General features: G+C 36.4%; 17 protein-coding genes and 1 pseudogene. 1 reads left to right on the top strand and 17 read right to left on the bottom strand.

Annotated features, from left to right (window positions below; translation table 11 throughout):
* Nucleotides 1-125: 125 nt before the first annotated feature.
* Nucleotides 126-503: a VOC family protein gene (locus tag P3L40_RS07375; RefSeq protein ID WP_004261953.1), complete on the top strand. Its 378-nt coding sequence runs from the start codon at nt 126-128 to the stop codon at nt 501-503.
* Nucleotides 504-565: 62 nt separating this feature from the next.
* Here the strand turns inward: P3L40_RS07375 and acnB are convergent, their stop codons facing one another.
* The 17 genes and pseudogenes from acnB to P3L40_RS07295 form a co-directional block, all read right to left on the bottom strand.
* Nucleotides 566-3163, bottom strand: coding sequence for a bifunctional aconitate hydratase 2/2-methylisocitrate dehydratase (gene acnB / locus P3L40_RS07370; RefSeq protein ID WP_210853546.1), 2598 nt, complete (start codon nt 3161-3163; stop codon nt 566-568).
* Nucleotides 3164-3607: 444 nt separating this feature from the next.
* Nucleotides 3608-3958: a VOC family protein gene (locus tag P3L40_RS07365; protein ID WP_196731659.1), complete on the bottom strand. Its 351-nt coding sequence runs from the start codon at nt 3956-3958 to the stop codon at nt 3608-3610.
* 130 nt (nt 3959-4088) lie between these two features.
* Nucleotides 4089-4373: a hypothetical protein gene (locus P3L40_RS07360; RefSeq protein ID WP_210853544.1), complete on the bottom strand. Its 285-nt coding sequence runs from the start codon at nt 4371-4373 to the stop codon at nt 4089-4091.
* Between the two features lie 155 nt (nt 4374-4528).
* Entirely contained in the window at nt 4529-4873 is a 345-nt protein-coding gene (locus tag P3L40_RS07355; protein WP_228676988.1) for a DUF3969 family protein, read from the bottom strand.
* A gap of 99 nt (nt 4874-4972) precedes the next feature.
* Nucleotides 4973-5197 carry a hypothetical protein gene (locus P3L40_RS07350; RefSeq protein WP_004261965.1) on the bottom strand — a complete coding sequence of 75 codons (225 nt, stop codon included), beginning with the start codon at nt 5195-5197 and terminating at the stop codon, nt 4973-4975.
* A 29-nt stretch (nt 5198-5226) separates the two neighbouring features.
* Nucleotides 5227-5697 carry a hypothetical protein gene (locus tag P3L40_RS07345; RefSeq protein WP_136135330.1) on the bottom strand — a complete coding sequence of 157 codons (471 nt, stop codon included), beginning with the start codon at nt 5695-5697 and terminating at the stop codon, nt 5227-5229.
* A 613-nt stretch (nt 5698-6310) separates the two neighbouring features.
* Nucleotides 6311-6673 carry a hypothetical protein gene (locus tag P3L40_RS07340; protein WP_136135332.1) on the bottom strand — a complete coding sequence of 121 codons (363 nt, stop codon included), beginning with the start codon at nt 6671-6673 and terminating at the stop codon, nt 6311-6313.
* Nucleotides 6674-6707: 34 nt separating this feature from the next.
* Nucleotides 6708-6839 (bottom strand): hypothetical protein, encoded by a 132-nt coding sequence (locus tag P3L40_RS07335; RefSeq protein WP_272515333.1) that lies wholly within the window; start codon nt 6837-6839, stop codon nt 6708-6710.
* A gap of 24 nt (nt 6840-6863) precedes the next feature.
* On the bottom strand, nt 6864-7229 hold the full coding sequence (locus tag P3L40_RS07330) for a DUF596 domain-containing protein (RefSeq protein ID WP_094962980.1): 366 nt from the start codon (nt 7227-7229) through the stop codon (nt 6864-6866).
* A gap of 8 nt (nt 7230-7237) precedes the next feature.
* Complete coding sequence (locus P3L40_RS07325; RefSeq protein WP_316928031.1) at nt 7238-8602, bottom strand: hypothetical protein; 1365 nt, start codon at nt 8600-8602, stop codon at nt 7238-7240.
* A gap of 290 nt (nt 8603-8892) precedes the next feature.
* Nucleotides 8893-8964, bottom strand: a pseudogene (locus P3L40_RS25115) (dihydrolipoamide dehydrogenase); the annotation flags it as partial.
* A 134-nt stretch (nt 8965-9098) separates the two neighbouring features.
* Nucleotides 9099-9335 (bottom strand): hypothetical protein, encoded by a 237-nt coding sequence (locus P3L40_RS07320; RefSeq protein ID WP_004265618.1) that lies wholly within the window; start codon nt 9333-9335, stop codon nt 9099-9101.
* Nucleotides 9332-9577, bottom strand: a complete 246-nt coding sequence (locus P3L40_RS07315) for a hypothetical protein (RefSeq protein ID WP_210852415.1) — start codon at nt 9575-9577, stop codon at nt 9332-9334. The genes P3L40_RS07320 and P3L40_RS07315 overlap by 4 nt, the downstream gene beginning before the upstream one ends.
* 300 nt (nt 9578-9877) lie before the next feature.
* Entirely contained in the window at nt 9878-10132 is a 255-nt protein-coding gene (locus P3L40_RS07310) for a hypothetical protein (RefSeq protein ID WP_004265621.1), read from the bottom strand.
* A 1-nt stretch (nt 10133) separates the two neighbouring features.
* Nucleotides 10134-11285, bottom strand: coding sequence for a hypothetical protein (locus P3L40_RS07305; RefSeq protein WP_232062769.1), 1152 nt, complete (start codon nt 11283-11285; stop codon nt 10134-10136).
* Between the two features lie 569 nt (nt 11286-11854).
* A complete protein-coding gene (locus tag P3L40_RS07300; protein ID WP_036959259.1) occupies nt 11855-12178 on the bottom strand; it encodes a hypothetical protein in 324 nt (107 codons plus the stop codon).
* A 16-nt stretch (nt 12179-12194) separates the two neighbouring features.
* The gene (locus P3L40_RS07295) at nt 12195-13529 is read right to left on the bottom strand and encodes a hypothetical protein (protein ID WP_210852413.1); all 1335 of its coding nucleotides are present in this window, start codon (nt 13527-13529) and stop codon (nt 12195-12197) included.
* Nucleotides 13530-13703 lie beyond the last annotated feature (174 nt).

Here is a 13703-nt window from a genome sequence, read left to right as displayed (position 1 = left end):
GGTATTACCAACAGAAAAAATAAAATTGAGTAAAGCACCGATTTCAACACATAAGCCACGTAATTCACTTAATATTAAATAAGAAAATAATTAAAATAGTCATAATTAAAACAATAGGAGCTCTAATGATCGATCGCTTAGACCATATAGTGCTAACCACAACTAACATTGATGCCTGCATTGACTTTTACCAACGGGTGTTAAAAATGGAAGTTATTACCTTTGGTGAACAGCGTTATGCGTTATGTTTTGGGAAGCAAAAAATCAATATTCACCAATATGGAAAAGAATTTGAACCCAAAGCCCACTTGCCTGTACCGGGTGCACTCGATTTATGTTTTATTAGTGATATACCGCTGTGTGACGTGCAAATGCATATTGAACAACAAGGTGTAAAAATTATTGAAGGGCCGGTGAATCGGACTGGTGCAACTGGAGCAATTAGATCTATTTACTTACGTGATGTCGATTTAAATTTAATCGAAATTTCTGAATATATTTAGCAAATACACCCAATTAAAAAAGGCCCCTAACATTAGGAGCCTCCGTTATTAATATTACCTTATTACACCGCTGTTTGGAAAATCACGCCATCCGCTTTTTCGGTATATTGTGATAACTGGTCAAAGTTCAGGTAACGGTATGTATCCGCCGCTGTTTCATCGACCTTATCCATAAACTGCAGATATTCTGCTGGCGTTGGTAAACGACCTAACAGAGAAGCTACCGCTGCCAGTTCTGCTGATGCGAGGTAAACATTCGCACCTGTTCCTAAACGGTTAGGGAAGTTACGCGTTGAAGTGGAAACGACTGTCGCCCCATCAGCTACACGTGCTTGGTTACCCATACATAGTGAACACCCTGGAACTTCAATTCGCGCACCACTCTTACCAAACACACTGTAGTAACCTTCTTCGGTTAGTTGCGCTGCGTCCATCTTAGTTGGCGGCGCAACCCATAAACGTGTTGGTAATTGGCCTTTATGAGAATCCAATAACTTACCTGCTGCACGGAAGTGACCAATGTTTGTCATACAAGAACCGATGAAGACCTCATCAATTTTCTCGTTTTGCACATCAGACAATAAACGTGCATCATCTGGGTCATTTGGTGCACACAGAATTGGCTCTTTGATATCATTGAGGTCAATTTCAATCACTGCCGCGTATTCCGCATCTGCATCACCTTCCAGCAGTTGTGGGTCCGCTAACCAGCTTTCCATTCCTTTGATACGGCGTTCAATAGTACGGCGATCACCATAACCTTCGGCTATCATCCACTTTAATAGAACGATATTCGATTGCAGGTATTCGATAATTGGCGCTTTATCTAATTTGATAGTACAACCCGCCGCTGAACGCTCTGCTGACGCATCCGCTAATTCAAACGCTTGTTCGACTTTCAGCTCAGGTAAGCCTTCAATTTCTAAGATACGGCCAGAGAAAATGTTTTTCTTACCTTTTTTCTCTACGGTCAATAGGCCGTCTTTGATTGCATATAGTGGAATTGCATGAACGAGGTCACGTAAAGTGATACCCGGCTGCATTTCACCTTTAAAGCGAACCAATACTGACTCAGGCATATCCAGTGGCATAACACCTGTCGCCGCAGCAAATGCGACTAAACCTGAACCCGCAGGGAATGAAATACCAATTGGGAAACGCGTATGTGAGTCACCACCTGTACCAACGGTATCTGGCAGTAACATACGGTTTAACCATGAGTGGATAATACCATCTCCTGGACGAAGAGAAACACCGCCACGGTTCATGATGAAATCAGGTAAGGTATGGTGTGTTGTCACATCAACAGGTTTTGGATACGCTGCTGTATGGCAGAATGACTGCATGACTAAATCTGCTGAGAAACCAAGGCAAGCTAGGTCTTTCAGTTCATCACGGGTCATCGGCCCGGTTGTATCTTGTGAACCTACAGAGGTCATTTTTGGCTCACAATATTCGCCAGGGCGAATACCTGGGCGACCGCAAGCACGACCAACCATTTTTTGTGCTAATGAGAAACCACGATTGCTTTGTGCAACGGATTTCGCGTGACGGAATACATCTGTCGCTTCTAAGCCCAGTGATTCACGTGCTTTATTGGTTAAGCCACGGCCGATAATCAATGGAATACGACCACCTGCACGCACTTCGTCAATCAACACATCTGTTTTTAATTCAAATGTTTCTAGCAGTTCGCCCGTTTCGTGGTTACGAACTTCACCTTTAAATGGATAGATGTCGATCACATCGCCCATATTCAGTTTAGAAACATCCACTTCAATCGGTAATGCGCCCGCATCTTCCATCGTATTAAAGAAGATTGGTGCAATTTTGCCGCCTAATACCACCCCACCGCCACGTTTATTTGGTACAAATGGGATATCGTCCCCCATAAACCACAGCACGGAGTTAGTCGCTGATTTACGAGAAGAACCGGTACCGACGACGTCACCCACGTAAGCTAATGGGAAGCCTTTTTTATTTAATGCATCAATTTGCTTGATTGGACCAACATTACCCGCATCGTCTGGTTCAATACCATCGCGTGCGTTTTTCAGCATTGCTAACGCGTGTAATGGGATATCTGGACGTGACCATGCATCAGGCGCTGGCGATAAGTCATCTGTGTTAGTTTCACCCGTAACTTTGAACACAGTTACGGTCATTTTTTCAGCTAACGCAGGACGCTCTTTGAACCACTCGGCATCTGCCCATGATTCAATAACTTGTTTAGCGTGAATATTTCCCGCTTTCGCTTTTTCTTCTACGTCGTAGAAGTTATCAAACATCAGTAAGGTGTGGGAAAGTGCTTTAGCGGCGATTGGCGCCAGTTTTTCGTCATCCAACGCTTCAATTAGTGCGTGAATGTTATATCCACCCTGCATAGTACCTAACAGTTCAATGGCTTTTTCAGGGGAGATAAGAGAAGAGGAAGTTTCGCCTTTTGCTACCGCGGCTAAAAATCCAGCTTTAACGTACGCTGCTTCATCAACACCAGGGGGGACGCGGTTGGTCAGCAGGTCTAACAGGAAATCTTCTTCACCTTTGGGTGGGTTTTTGAGTAACTCTACCAGTGCAGCTACTTGTGACGCATCTAATGGCTTAGGGACAATCCCTTGAGCGGCACGCTCGGCTACGTGCTTACGGTATTCTTCTAGCACGACGTTCTCCTCGCTTCTTTGTTATTTATATACCCGGCTCTCTGCACCATACTGACAAAATTATCATCCGGTGCCAGGTCAGAGGAATTTGCTCGCATAATCTCAATGGCGGTAAAATTATGCCCAGCTTCGGGCGATCAGCATAGCAGAATTTAAACGTAATGTTAATTCATTCACAAGAAAGCAACATTTAACTACTAACTTTACGCCTTAACACTTCATTACTGGTTATTTTTCAGCTTAAGATACTATTAATCATCGTAAAACGCCGAAAAAACCATACTTTTTATAATGCATTTTAAAATTTAAAGCACCCTAATTAGTGCCTTTTTTCATCAGCTATCACAAATTATATTTTTTATCGCAATTTTATTTATATTACTAATTGATAAGGTAAATCATTGCGATTGGTTTTAATTTTTTTAAATGTTTTAATGGGTTTTACTACCCTTTTAAACCAATTAAATTGCCAAACGGGTCTTCAAGTTGGCACATTCGATTGTTACCATCTATTAACATTGGCCCGCGATACAGTTTTGCCCCTAGTTGAGTGAAATGCTCAAAAGCCAAATCAAAATCATCGACTTGCCAATACAATACAGTCCCTTTTTTACCCTCACTGACTTTTTCATCCGCTTGCACCACTTCTATCGTGAAGTCTCCGACATGTAGCAAGGTGAAATCAAAGTCAGGCAGGTACTCCGCCTTTGCCTGTGGAAAAGCTTGCTGGTACCAAGCCAATCCCGCTTGGACATCGGGGACGTGGATTAAAATTGCTGAAGGGGTCAGTATCATAGTGCTTTCTTATTGATATAAATTATTTTGCTACAGCTTACACGAATAATTGAAAGTGGATAGATGTAGTTAAGGTGTAAACAGTGGCCAAACCAGCGATTGCTTACGCCTTTAGCATCATCAAGTCAGATCATTTTGCATGTTTTTCTGATAAATAACGAAGAATGCCTGATATATTTTTTAAGTTATATTTTACGAGTAGTTCATTTTCTTTAGCTTTACATAGCATCTCATAATCAGCTTCTAACTGCCCAATATCTAACTGAGCCGGCTCATTGTAAATATCATAAATAGATTCAGAAGGCACATTCCAATAAAAATCTGCATCTAAGTCTATATTATCCATTCCCTGTACTTTCATTTCTTTGAAAATGGCTACTATTGCCTCTTCCAGTAGACTCAGTTCTATTTTCATAGTTAAACCTTGACCACCCCTAATTTATATTTATATTTATATTTATATTTATATTTATATTTATTTATATTTATATTTATATTTATATTTATATTTATATTTATATTTATATTTATATTTTCATCAAGTATTTTAATTTTTTTCTAAACATTTAATTAGTCATCAACAATATTAATTTCTTTATCAATTAACCGATCAAAATCTTCATTTTGTGAAATTACTGTGATGGTTTTCTGTATTAACTCCTCAATACTAGCTTGAAGTTGTTCTGGAATTAAACATTCAACATCCTCCAACTCGCAACCTAGGTTAATTATCTCTATTAATTTTTCATCAGAATCTATTTGCTCGAGGAATTTAGCCAAATAAGGTTTGAAAACAAATCCTTCTGCCTCATCAATCGATATCAAATTTTTATCTAATGCAGTTAATACACCTAAAGTTAAAAAGCTTATAAATTTGCTCGCCTGTTTATCACTAATACTATAATTAAGCCTCATCACATATTACTCCAACCCGGTTTAACTTTTACATTAATGACTCTACCACTTTGGTTCCTCCACGCAAAAAATGGAGGAACCAACCTACTTATGCGGAAATTAAACTAAAGGTTCTAAACGTAAAAGATGATCTTTAGCTTTCTCTATCAATAATAAAAATTCACTGTAATTAAATTCTAAAAAATCTGAGTCAGGATAAATAATAATTTTTACCTCTTTTTTATCTTCAGACAGTGAAATTTCCCCCCACTGAACATCATTAAAGGAAAGCTCAGCATATAAATCATCTCGGCTTAAAGAACTTCCAACACTATATTCCAACATAAAATCCTTCCATCAATCATTTGCAAATATTATGGCTCTCTAAAACCAATAAATTTCTTACCATCTATACTAAATCTTAATACCCGACCATCAGGTGATTTAGCATCAATCACTTCAATTCTTTTCCTATTTTCATAAATAGTTCTAGGTCTTATTATTACATTTGGATTATCTAATATTTCATCGATTAATGCTCTAGCTTCCTGATTCAATACTGAAGCTTTTTGGTTGGAATACGAGTATGCAGATCCTTCCCTACCTCCATGCTTTTGGAGCGATCTGCCAGCATTTGTTAAACCATTACGATTGATTTCTGATGCTGCTTGCTTTAGTTCTTCTTTAGAAGGAAGACCATTATTTTTTATAGAGAACTCATCAGGTTCCCACCCCTCCGGTCCTCCTGCCCTAGAGCCCCCTACCTCTACTTTGTCTGAATTTGATAACTCTTTTCCAACATTTGGATTTTTTGCTGCTTTATCTAAATCATTTGAGCAGCTCATACCAAAAGAGCAATCAAACGTTTCCGCTAGGCCATCACGTATTGCCTAAGGTAGCCACTCCCCCCCTCCAGACTGTTGATTATACGGCTAGCTGAGGGGGAGTAAAGCGGCTAAGGAGATCCCTGCACAGAACTGGACTCTCTCTTTAATTACTTTAAACTACAAAACCATCAACCCAACCATCTCTATCTAGAACTTCTTCACTAATACTAAACCCATCAGGGTAATCTATGAATCCAGGTTGATTAGATACCTTGTCTTGAGCCTTTTGAGCAAGTTCAAAACTTGAATAAATTCCAATGAATTACCTTTTCCGTATTTGGCATCTAGTAACCTTTCGGCAAATTTATTGCCATTTTCACCCACTAATAGTTTTTCTCCTTTAGCTCAACTAGGTACATCTTTAGCTCCTTCTTTACCACTAATTCCCGGTTTAGGTACCTGTGGTTTTTCTGAAAGAAGAGCTATATCGTCTAACTTAAAGGTGTCTATCAAGTCAGTGGCTATTCAGTTTAAATAAATTAAAGATGCCTTACAGGCAGTTGATTATCTGGATAATTAAGCAATTCTTTGTATTGAGAGGAACGAACTTAAACCAGCTCAGATAGAAAATTTAGGATCCCATATATTTTCCGGATTCATCTTTCCATAAAATCGCTGGCATTTCATAAAAATAGAAGCTCAAGTCGTCATCATCTTTTGCTTTAGCATTTTCAGGCCAGTGCTGTTCAAGATAATTAACAATTTCTTGACTATTAGCATTCCAATACGGAACAACTCTACCTAAAGGGTCATCTGGAGAACAAAATTTAATTACTTGCTCATCTAATAACGCTTTTATCATAGAGAAAAATATAATCCTATGTTCATAGAAAGATTTGTTTGGATTCCAACCAACGATTGAACCAAACAACCCTGATAGCCATAGCCCTTTTGCATCACTAATAATTTCATCAAAATGCACAACTTTTTCCATATTAAAGGATAACCGGTTAATTACGGTCTCAAAACTAGCTCTCCATAACTTTAATTTCACCATCATCCAGCCGCCCAAAAGTTTCACTTTGAGAAATTACGGTGATGCTTTTCTGTATTAACTCATCAATGCTCGCTTGGAGCTGTTCTGGAATTAAACATTCCATAGATAGAATCTGCCCTTGATAGTTCTACGTCCATTCTACTGTCCCATCTTTAAGTATCCAAACGGCTCCGCCAGGGCATTCTTCATCAAAAAACCAAAACTGATCAATTAATTGCTCTTCTGTTTCTGGAAATGCAGTATAGAAGCACTGTAATTGTTCATCTATTGAACCACTTAAAAATTTACCATACTTAGCTAATTTTAACTTTCCGTCACGTAGTAACTTGTCTAAGAACCAAAAAAATATTTTTTTCCTTTCCTGAAAAGGAAAATTATCATACATGGCATGGAGCGAAGGAAGCATATCTGGCGTGAGATACGCCCATAACCCATCAAGGGCTTGGGTTTCAGCGTATTCAGCAATAGTTTTATATTCAATATTTGATATCATCTTATTTATTACCTAAACTTGATCTCTGCGTTTCTTCCAAAACCGTTCTCTACTTGGCGTAAAGTTGGATTATTTCTTATTTGGACTGTCCAGCGAGCACCTGTTTGTTCTGCCGAGCTAGATACGCTCCTAAGGGTTATCATTGTACCATCAGTTAGTTTGGCAGTATAAATACCATCTTTTACCTTAGTTAGGGGTTGAGCAGCTAATTGTTCAGCATAATTATATATCTGTTGGTCTGTTAAGTTTTGACTATCATAAATCCTCGTTGAATAACGATTTCCTCCTACACCTTGTTTAATTGTTTGACCGTCAATAGTTATAGTCTGAGAAGGCGAGTCTTTATCATAAACCCTCGTTAATTCTTCAAAATTCTTTTGTTGCTGTTCCTTATCCTTATGGCGAGCATGTTCCTCATCCTCTGGCTCCCAACCATCCGGTATACCAGAAGTACTACCACCTAATTGTGCTTTTTCTGAATTAGATAACTCCATTCCCATATTTGGATTTTTTGCTGCTTTATCTATATCATTTGAGCAACTCATGCCAAAAGAGCAATCAAACGTTTCAGCTAGGCCATCGCGAATATTACCTAAGGTATTTTCGACACCTTTGACTATGTTGCTGTTTGCCGTTTGTGTAGCTTGCGTATTTAAACCAACGCCATGAGATAATGTAGGAACATTCGGTGTGGGAACGGCAAATACACTACTTTGGGCTATTTTCAGCTTATTTAATTCATTTAAATTAAACTGAATTTTATCCGTGATACTTTTATGTTGTCTCTTAATTTCGAGCAATTGATTTCTAGCATCACGGTCAGCTCGCTTATTAACCGCATCTATATATAGATCTATATTATCAAAAGGAAATCTCGGTATACCGGGTATATTATCGTCAAAATCCTCTGCGAGGAGCCTATCCCTATCTTCAATTGTGCGAAATTTAAAGATTGCTGAAATTTTTAAATTTGAGGAGTCTGAAGATTGAAAATGCCATTTGTATGTACAAGGATATTTTTGTGGATCAATGATAAATTTCCAGCCAGGCGATTTTTCAATCTCCGCAATATCCTTTCTTAAGGTAATTAAATTATTTTCAATTGATATTTGTTTAGATTTTAAATCATTTTTAATTGTAGTAGAATAATCTTGAAAAGCATCGATTTTGTGATTATTAACATCATCATGGATATCAGCTAGTTTTATATTATCATAAAGATTTTCATGTAAAATACTTTTTAATTTTTCATACCTCCCAGTTAAATCAATATCTTCATGAGCATTATCATAATTATTAAAACAATCATTGAAATGCGGTCTAGGGTTACTTCCCCATACAGTTATTGTACCTAGGTCTGTCACACCATCCATAAACTAACTTCCTTATTAGTTATAAAAAACAGAATAAAGAAATTAGAATTTAATATTTTTATAGTCAACTAACCGTTATCATTAATAAAGATTCGACCATTTAAAATTAAAAGCGTATTACTTATAAAATGATTAATATCTATTTTAATCAATAATAGAACAGAAACATGTGACTAATTGTTTATATTCACAAAAACAAAAAAAGCCAATGAGTTTCCACATTGGCTTCAATTCGCTTTAGTGATAAACAGCATACTAGAGATACTATTTATCTATGCGATTAAAGAAAATTATTTTTTCTTTTTCGCTTTTGCGTTTGGTAAATCAGTAATGCTACCTTCGTAAATCTCAGCAGCCATACCGAATATTGCCTAAGGTAGGCACTCCCCCTCACGAGCCAAACCGGGCAGCTAATCATCCCGTTAGCTGACAGCGAGTAAGACCGTTAATTCAGATCCCTGTGTAGAGCAAGGATTTTTACTCATTCAGTAAAAATTCATTGTTTCTTTAATGTATCTCTGGCTTCAATCAATATTGAAATTAGATCATCTAAAGGCATTTTAGCTGTAAAACCGTGGGATAAATCTGAACCAAATAGTTCAATTTCTAAATTATCTACACCTTTATCTTGATTAATTTCTGCAACCCGCTCCCAATTTAATTGAACCTCTAACGTTAGATTCTCATATTCCATTGGACTTGAAAAAAATAGTTCTAATTTATTATCTTTCATTTTATTGCCTTCTTTGGGTCTAGCACAGTATTAAATGAGCCATCCGCATTATATCTAACGCCTTTTCCACTAGGCAAACGATATTCAAACGCACCACCACCTAAATCGTTTCGAACTACTTTAGGATCTTTAAAGATTTCTCGGATGAAATTTTCGGCAGCAGCATTTTTTTGCGCTGGATTACCATTTAAGGGTTCAAAAACGCCACCGGGTCTAGCTGCATGTTTGTCCCATGCTCTCACAGTTGAGGATAAGCACGATTGTAGTGTAAAAACACTGACGGCTAAAGAAGCAGTGGTCAAAACCAGAAAGTATACAATGGGTTCCCCCCCAACCGAGGTAAACCAAACCTCAGCCCACAACTCATGTTAAGCGGCAAGTGATTGAGTGAGTTTGGGTTTAAGGTGAGTAACCACATACCCTCACTCACCAAGCCGGACAGTTGATCATCCGGTTGGCTGAGAGCGAGTAAAATGATTGAGGTAAGAGACTAAAATTTGTTGGCATAGTGGCTCTTTAAATAGCCACTATGCCATTATTTTTTATAGATCTTTGTACCTATCAGGAAGGTATTTTCTATGTTCCATTGATTTCATTAAATTTTTTAGATCTGTCAAGTAATGTGATAACTCTTGTTTATTTGAACATTCCGTTTTTTCATATATTTGCTCATCAGATAAATGAGTTAAAACGTAATTTAAGCAATCTGTATAAATTACAACTTCCGATTCAGATAAACGAATATCAAATAAAGTTACATCCGCTTCTGGTATGTAATTAATTTTTAGTATATCCATCCTACCACCTCACATAATCAGAAAATTTTTCTTTAAATTCATCTAGTTTTTCATTACTAGGTCTATTCCATCGCCCATCTCTAGTACGTTGAGCCGTATTTCTATCACTATTTTTAAATGACGAGACCACTTCTCCATCAGGCTCAATTAGATGTATTCTTCCGTCATTACCTTTTACAACCCAACGACCATCATCTTGTATTAAGATATCTGAAGGCCTCGATTTTTGAACATCATTAATGACTGAACTAACTGGACGCCCCTCTTTATTTCTGATTCCCGCATGTTCACCTTGTGTAATCTTGTTTAAATAGGCGAGGTTATCTAAAGATAGAGTATCAGGAATAGATGTTCCAGGCAGTTTTTCGATCGGTTCTGGAAGCTGGTTTCCACCCGTATCAATTTTTCCTTGTTCGGGTATTTGGTTTCCGCTTGTATCCGTCCGGCCTTGCTCAGGTATTTGGTCACCACCAGTATGAAATTTCTCAACATTTGAATTATTTGCTGCTTTATCTATATCATTTGAGCAACTCATGCCAAAAGAGCAATCAAACGTTTCCGCTAGGCCATCACGAATATTACCTAATGCCTTTTCGATACCTTTTGCAATACTGCTATCTGCTGTTTGTGTTACTTGTGAATTTGAACCAACACCATGAGGTAATGTAGGAACATTCGGAGACGGAATAGCAAATATACTACTTTGAGTAAAGTTGAGTTTATTCAAATTCTCTGTATTAACATCAATGGCATTAATTAATCTGCTATGTAAATATTTAACAGAAGTAATACTTTCTCTTGCCGACTTATCAAGTATCTCTTCATCTCCATCTCCATCTTTATAATTGTCATTCAAACTGTCTAGATAGGTATTCTCATTATACCCAATTAAAAAGCTATCTAGCTCAGCTGAGGTTTTATACTCTTTGCTGATTAATCTGCCAGATATCATTATCTCTTGTACAAAAGGGTATTTCTCTGGATTATTTAAAAATTTCCATTCATTAAATCCTTCAACTTTTTCCAAAAATAATTTTTGTTTCTCGATATGCTCTTTAATTATTTCCTTTTTAGTCTCAATATTTTCTTTTGATGATAAATCAACCTTTCCATTTTTATCTAATAAAGACTCAATATCTATAGGAGTAGCCATGTATTCACAATATGACATGTAATCCATAAAATCATTTAGGGCATGATACCATTCAGGTGAAATATCATATCTATAACTTTCAAGATAACTGTTATATCCTTCATAATATCCATCACCGAAATATAAATCGGTATTATTCTAAACAGGTAATCGAGTTCCCCATACAGTTATTGTACCTAGGTCTGTCACACCATCCATAAACTAACTTCCTTATTAGTTATAAAAAACAGAATAAAGAAATTAGAATTTAATATTTTTATAGTCAACTAACCGTTATCATTAATAAAGATTCGACCATTTAAAATTAAAAGTGTATTACTTATAAAATGATTAATATCTATTTTAATCAATAATAGAACAGAAACATGTGGCTGATTGTTTATATTCACAAAAACAAAAAAAGCCAATGAGTTTCCACATTGGCTTCAATTCGCTTTTGCGTTTGGTAAATCAGTAATGCTACCTTCGTAAATCTCAGCAGCCAAACCGGACAGCTAATCATCCAGTTAGCTGAGGATGAGTAAAATTGTTAGCAGAGATCCCAGTACCGAACTGGGATCTTTTAACTTTTAAAAATCAGACCACTCTGCGTAGCTAATATCATCTTCGGTTAATTCAGTAAAACCATCTTGACTCAACATTTCTTTAAAATAGAGGATAGTATCTTCTAACGCTTTTTCAATGGTACTTCCACGTCCAATGGCGCACTCGGGGCAACCATCAAATTTTCTTTTTATTGCTAAATCCGTCATACCTGTAAAAAAACCCGACTGATCTTCATAAATTTTTATCTTCATTTTGGCATAAGGCAAAATAGGGATCATAGTAACTGTGAATTCAGCAACTGTTTTCTCTATACAGCTCACTTTTGTAATATTTAAATCATGCCACATAACATATCCCTCTATATTATTGTTTTCCAAAAGATATTATTTTCCCTTCGGATGTTCTATCTAAATATTTCCCGTTTTTATAATAACGAGTCACATTATCAGTCGCACCTCTTACTTTCACTGTTCTAGCACCTTTTAAGTTTTTGACAAATTCTTCAGCTTTGTTTCTGTACTGCTCAACACTACCCGCTCCAACTTCTTTTCCATGTTTTTCATAATGCTTCTGTAATGATTCGTCAGGAGAGTTAAAACTACCCTGATGCCATTTATTTTTAATATTATTTTTGTTTTCAGATAAATAGGCAATATCTTCTACTGTAATCTGATTAGGCAGTGGGGTTATATGCGTATTATCTATATGTTCAGGTATTTGATCTCCGCCAGTATCCGTCCGCCCTTGCTCAGGTATCTGGTTTCCACCCGTATCAATTTTTCCTTGTTCGGGTATTTGGTCGCCACCAGTATGAGGTTTCCCAACATTTGAATTTTTTGCTGCTTTATCTATATCATTTGAGCAGCTCATACCAAAAGAGCAATCAAACGTTTCAGCTAAGCCATCGCGAATATTGCCTAATGTCTTTTCGACACCTTTTACTATGTTGCTGTTTGCCGTTTGTGTGACTTGCGTATTTAAACCAACGCCATGAGATAATGTAGGAACATTCGGTGTGGGAACGGAAAATACACTACTTTGGGCTATTTGCAGCTTATTTAATTCTTTTATATTAAACTGAATTTTATCCGTGATACTTTTATGTTGTCTCTTAATTTCGAGCAATTGATTTCTAGCATCACGGTCAGCTCGCTTATTAACCGCATCTATATATAGATCTATATTATCAAAAGGAAATCTCGGTATACCGGGTATATTATCGTCAAAATCCTCTGCGAGGAGCCTGTCCCTATCTTCAATTGTGCGAAATTTAAAGATTGCTGAAATTTTTAAATTTGAGGAGTCTGAAGATTGAAAATGCCATTTGTATGTACAAGGATATTTTTGTGGATCAATGATAAATTTCCAGCCAGGCGATTTTTCAATCTCCGCAATATCCTTTCTTAAGGTAATTAAATTATTTTCAATTGATATTTGTTTAGATTTTAAATCATTTTTAATTGTAGTAGAATAATCTTGAAAAGCATCGATTTTGTGATTATTAACATCATCATGGATATCAGCTAGTTTTATATTGTCATAAAGATTTTCATGTAAAATACTTTTTAATTTTTCATACCTCCCAGTTAAATCAATATCTTCATGAGCATTATCATAATTATTAAAACAATCATTGAAATGCGGTCTAGGGTTACTTCCCCATACAGTTATTGTACCTAGGTCTGTCACACCATCCATAAACTAACTTCCTTATTAGTTATAAAAAACAGAATAAAGAAATTAGAATTTAATATTTTTATAGTCAACTAACCGTTATCATTAATAAAGATTCGGTCATTTAAAATTAAAAGCGTATTACTTATAAAATGATTAATATCTATTTTAATCAATAATAGAACAGAAACATGTGAC

It is taken from the genome of Providencia sp. PROV040 (genome assembly GCF_032706145.1).
Taxonomy (GTDB): domain Bacteria; phylum Pseudomonadota; class Gammaproteobacteria; order Enterobacterales; family Enterobacteriaceae; genus Providencia; species Providencia hangzhouensis.
The sequence above is the reverse complement of the archived record's forward strand: the minus strand, read 5'-3'. Positions and strand labels throughout refer to the sequence as shown.

Coding starts and splice junctions, on each gene's coding strand:
- P3L40_RS07300 (WP_036959259.1), bottom strand. CDS start 12,178: ATGTGGCATGATTTAAATATTACAAAAGTGAGCTGTATAGAGAAAACA.
- P3L40_RS07335 (WP_272515333.1), bottom strand. CDS start 6,839: ATGGAATGTTTAATTCCAGAACAGCTCCAAGCGAGCATTGATGAGTTA.
- P3L40_RS07325 (WP_316928031.1), bottom strand. CDS start 8,602: ATGGATGGTGTGACAGACCTAGGTACAATAACTGTATGGGGAAGTAAC.
- P3L40_RS07330 (WP_094962980.1), bottom strand. CDS start 7,229: ATGATATCAAATATTGAATATAAAACTATTGCTGAATACGCTGAAACC.
- P3L40_RS07295 (WP_210852413.1), bottom strand. CDS start 13,529: ATGGATGGTGTGACAGACCTAGGTACAATAACTGTATGGGGAAGTAAC.
- P3L40_RS07355 (WP_228676988.1), bottom strand. CDS start 4,873: ATGAGGCTTAATTATAGTATTAGTGATAAACAGGCGAGCAAATTTATA.
- P3L40_RS07305 (WP_232062769.1), bottom strand. CDS start 11,285: ATGGCTACTCCTATAGATATTGAGTCTTTATTAGATAAAAATGGAAAG.
- P3L40_RS07360 (WP_210853544.1), bottom strand. CDS start 4,373: ATGAAAATAGAACTGAGTCTACTGGAAGAGGCAATAGTAGCCATTTTC.
- P3L40_RS07365 (WP_196731659.1), bottom strand. CDS start 3,958: ATGATACTGACCCCTTCAGCAATTTTAATCCACGTCCCCGATGTCCAA.
- P3L40_RS07320 (WP_004265618.1), bottom strand. CDS start 9,335: ATGAAAGATAATAAATTAGAACTATTTTTTTCAAGTCCAATGGAATAT.
- P3L40_RS07340 (WP_136135332.1), bottom strand. CDS start 6,673: ATGGAAAAAGTTGTGCATTTTGATGAAATTATTAGTGATGCAAAAGGG.
- P3L40_RS07350 (WP_004261965.1), bottom strand. CDS start 5,197: ATGTTGGAATATAGTGTTGGAAGTTCTTTAAGCCGAGATGATTTATAT.
- P3L40_RS07310 (WP_004265621.1), bottom strand. CDS start 10,132: ATGGATATACTAAAAATTAATTACATACCAGAAGCGGATGTAACTTTA.
- P3L40_RS07345 (WP_136135330.1), bottom strand. CDS start 5,697: ATGAGCTGCTCAAATGATTTAGATAAAGCAGCAAAAAATCCAAATGTT.
- P3L40_RS07375 (WP_004261953.1), top strand. CDS start 126: ATGATCGATCGCTTAGACCATATAGTGCTAACCACAACTAACATTGAT.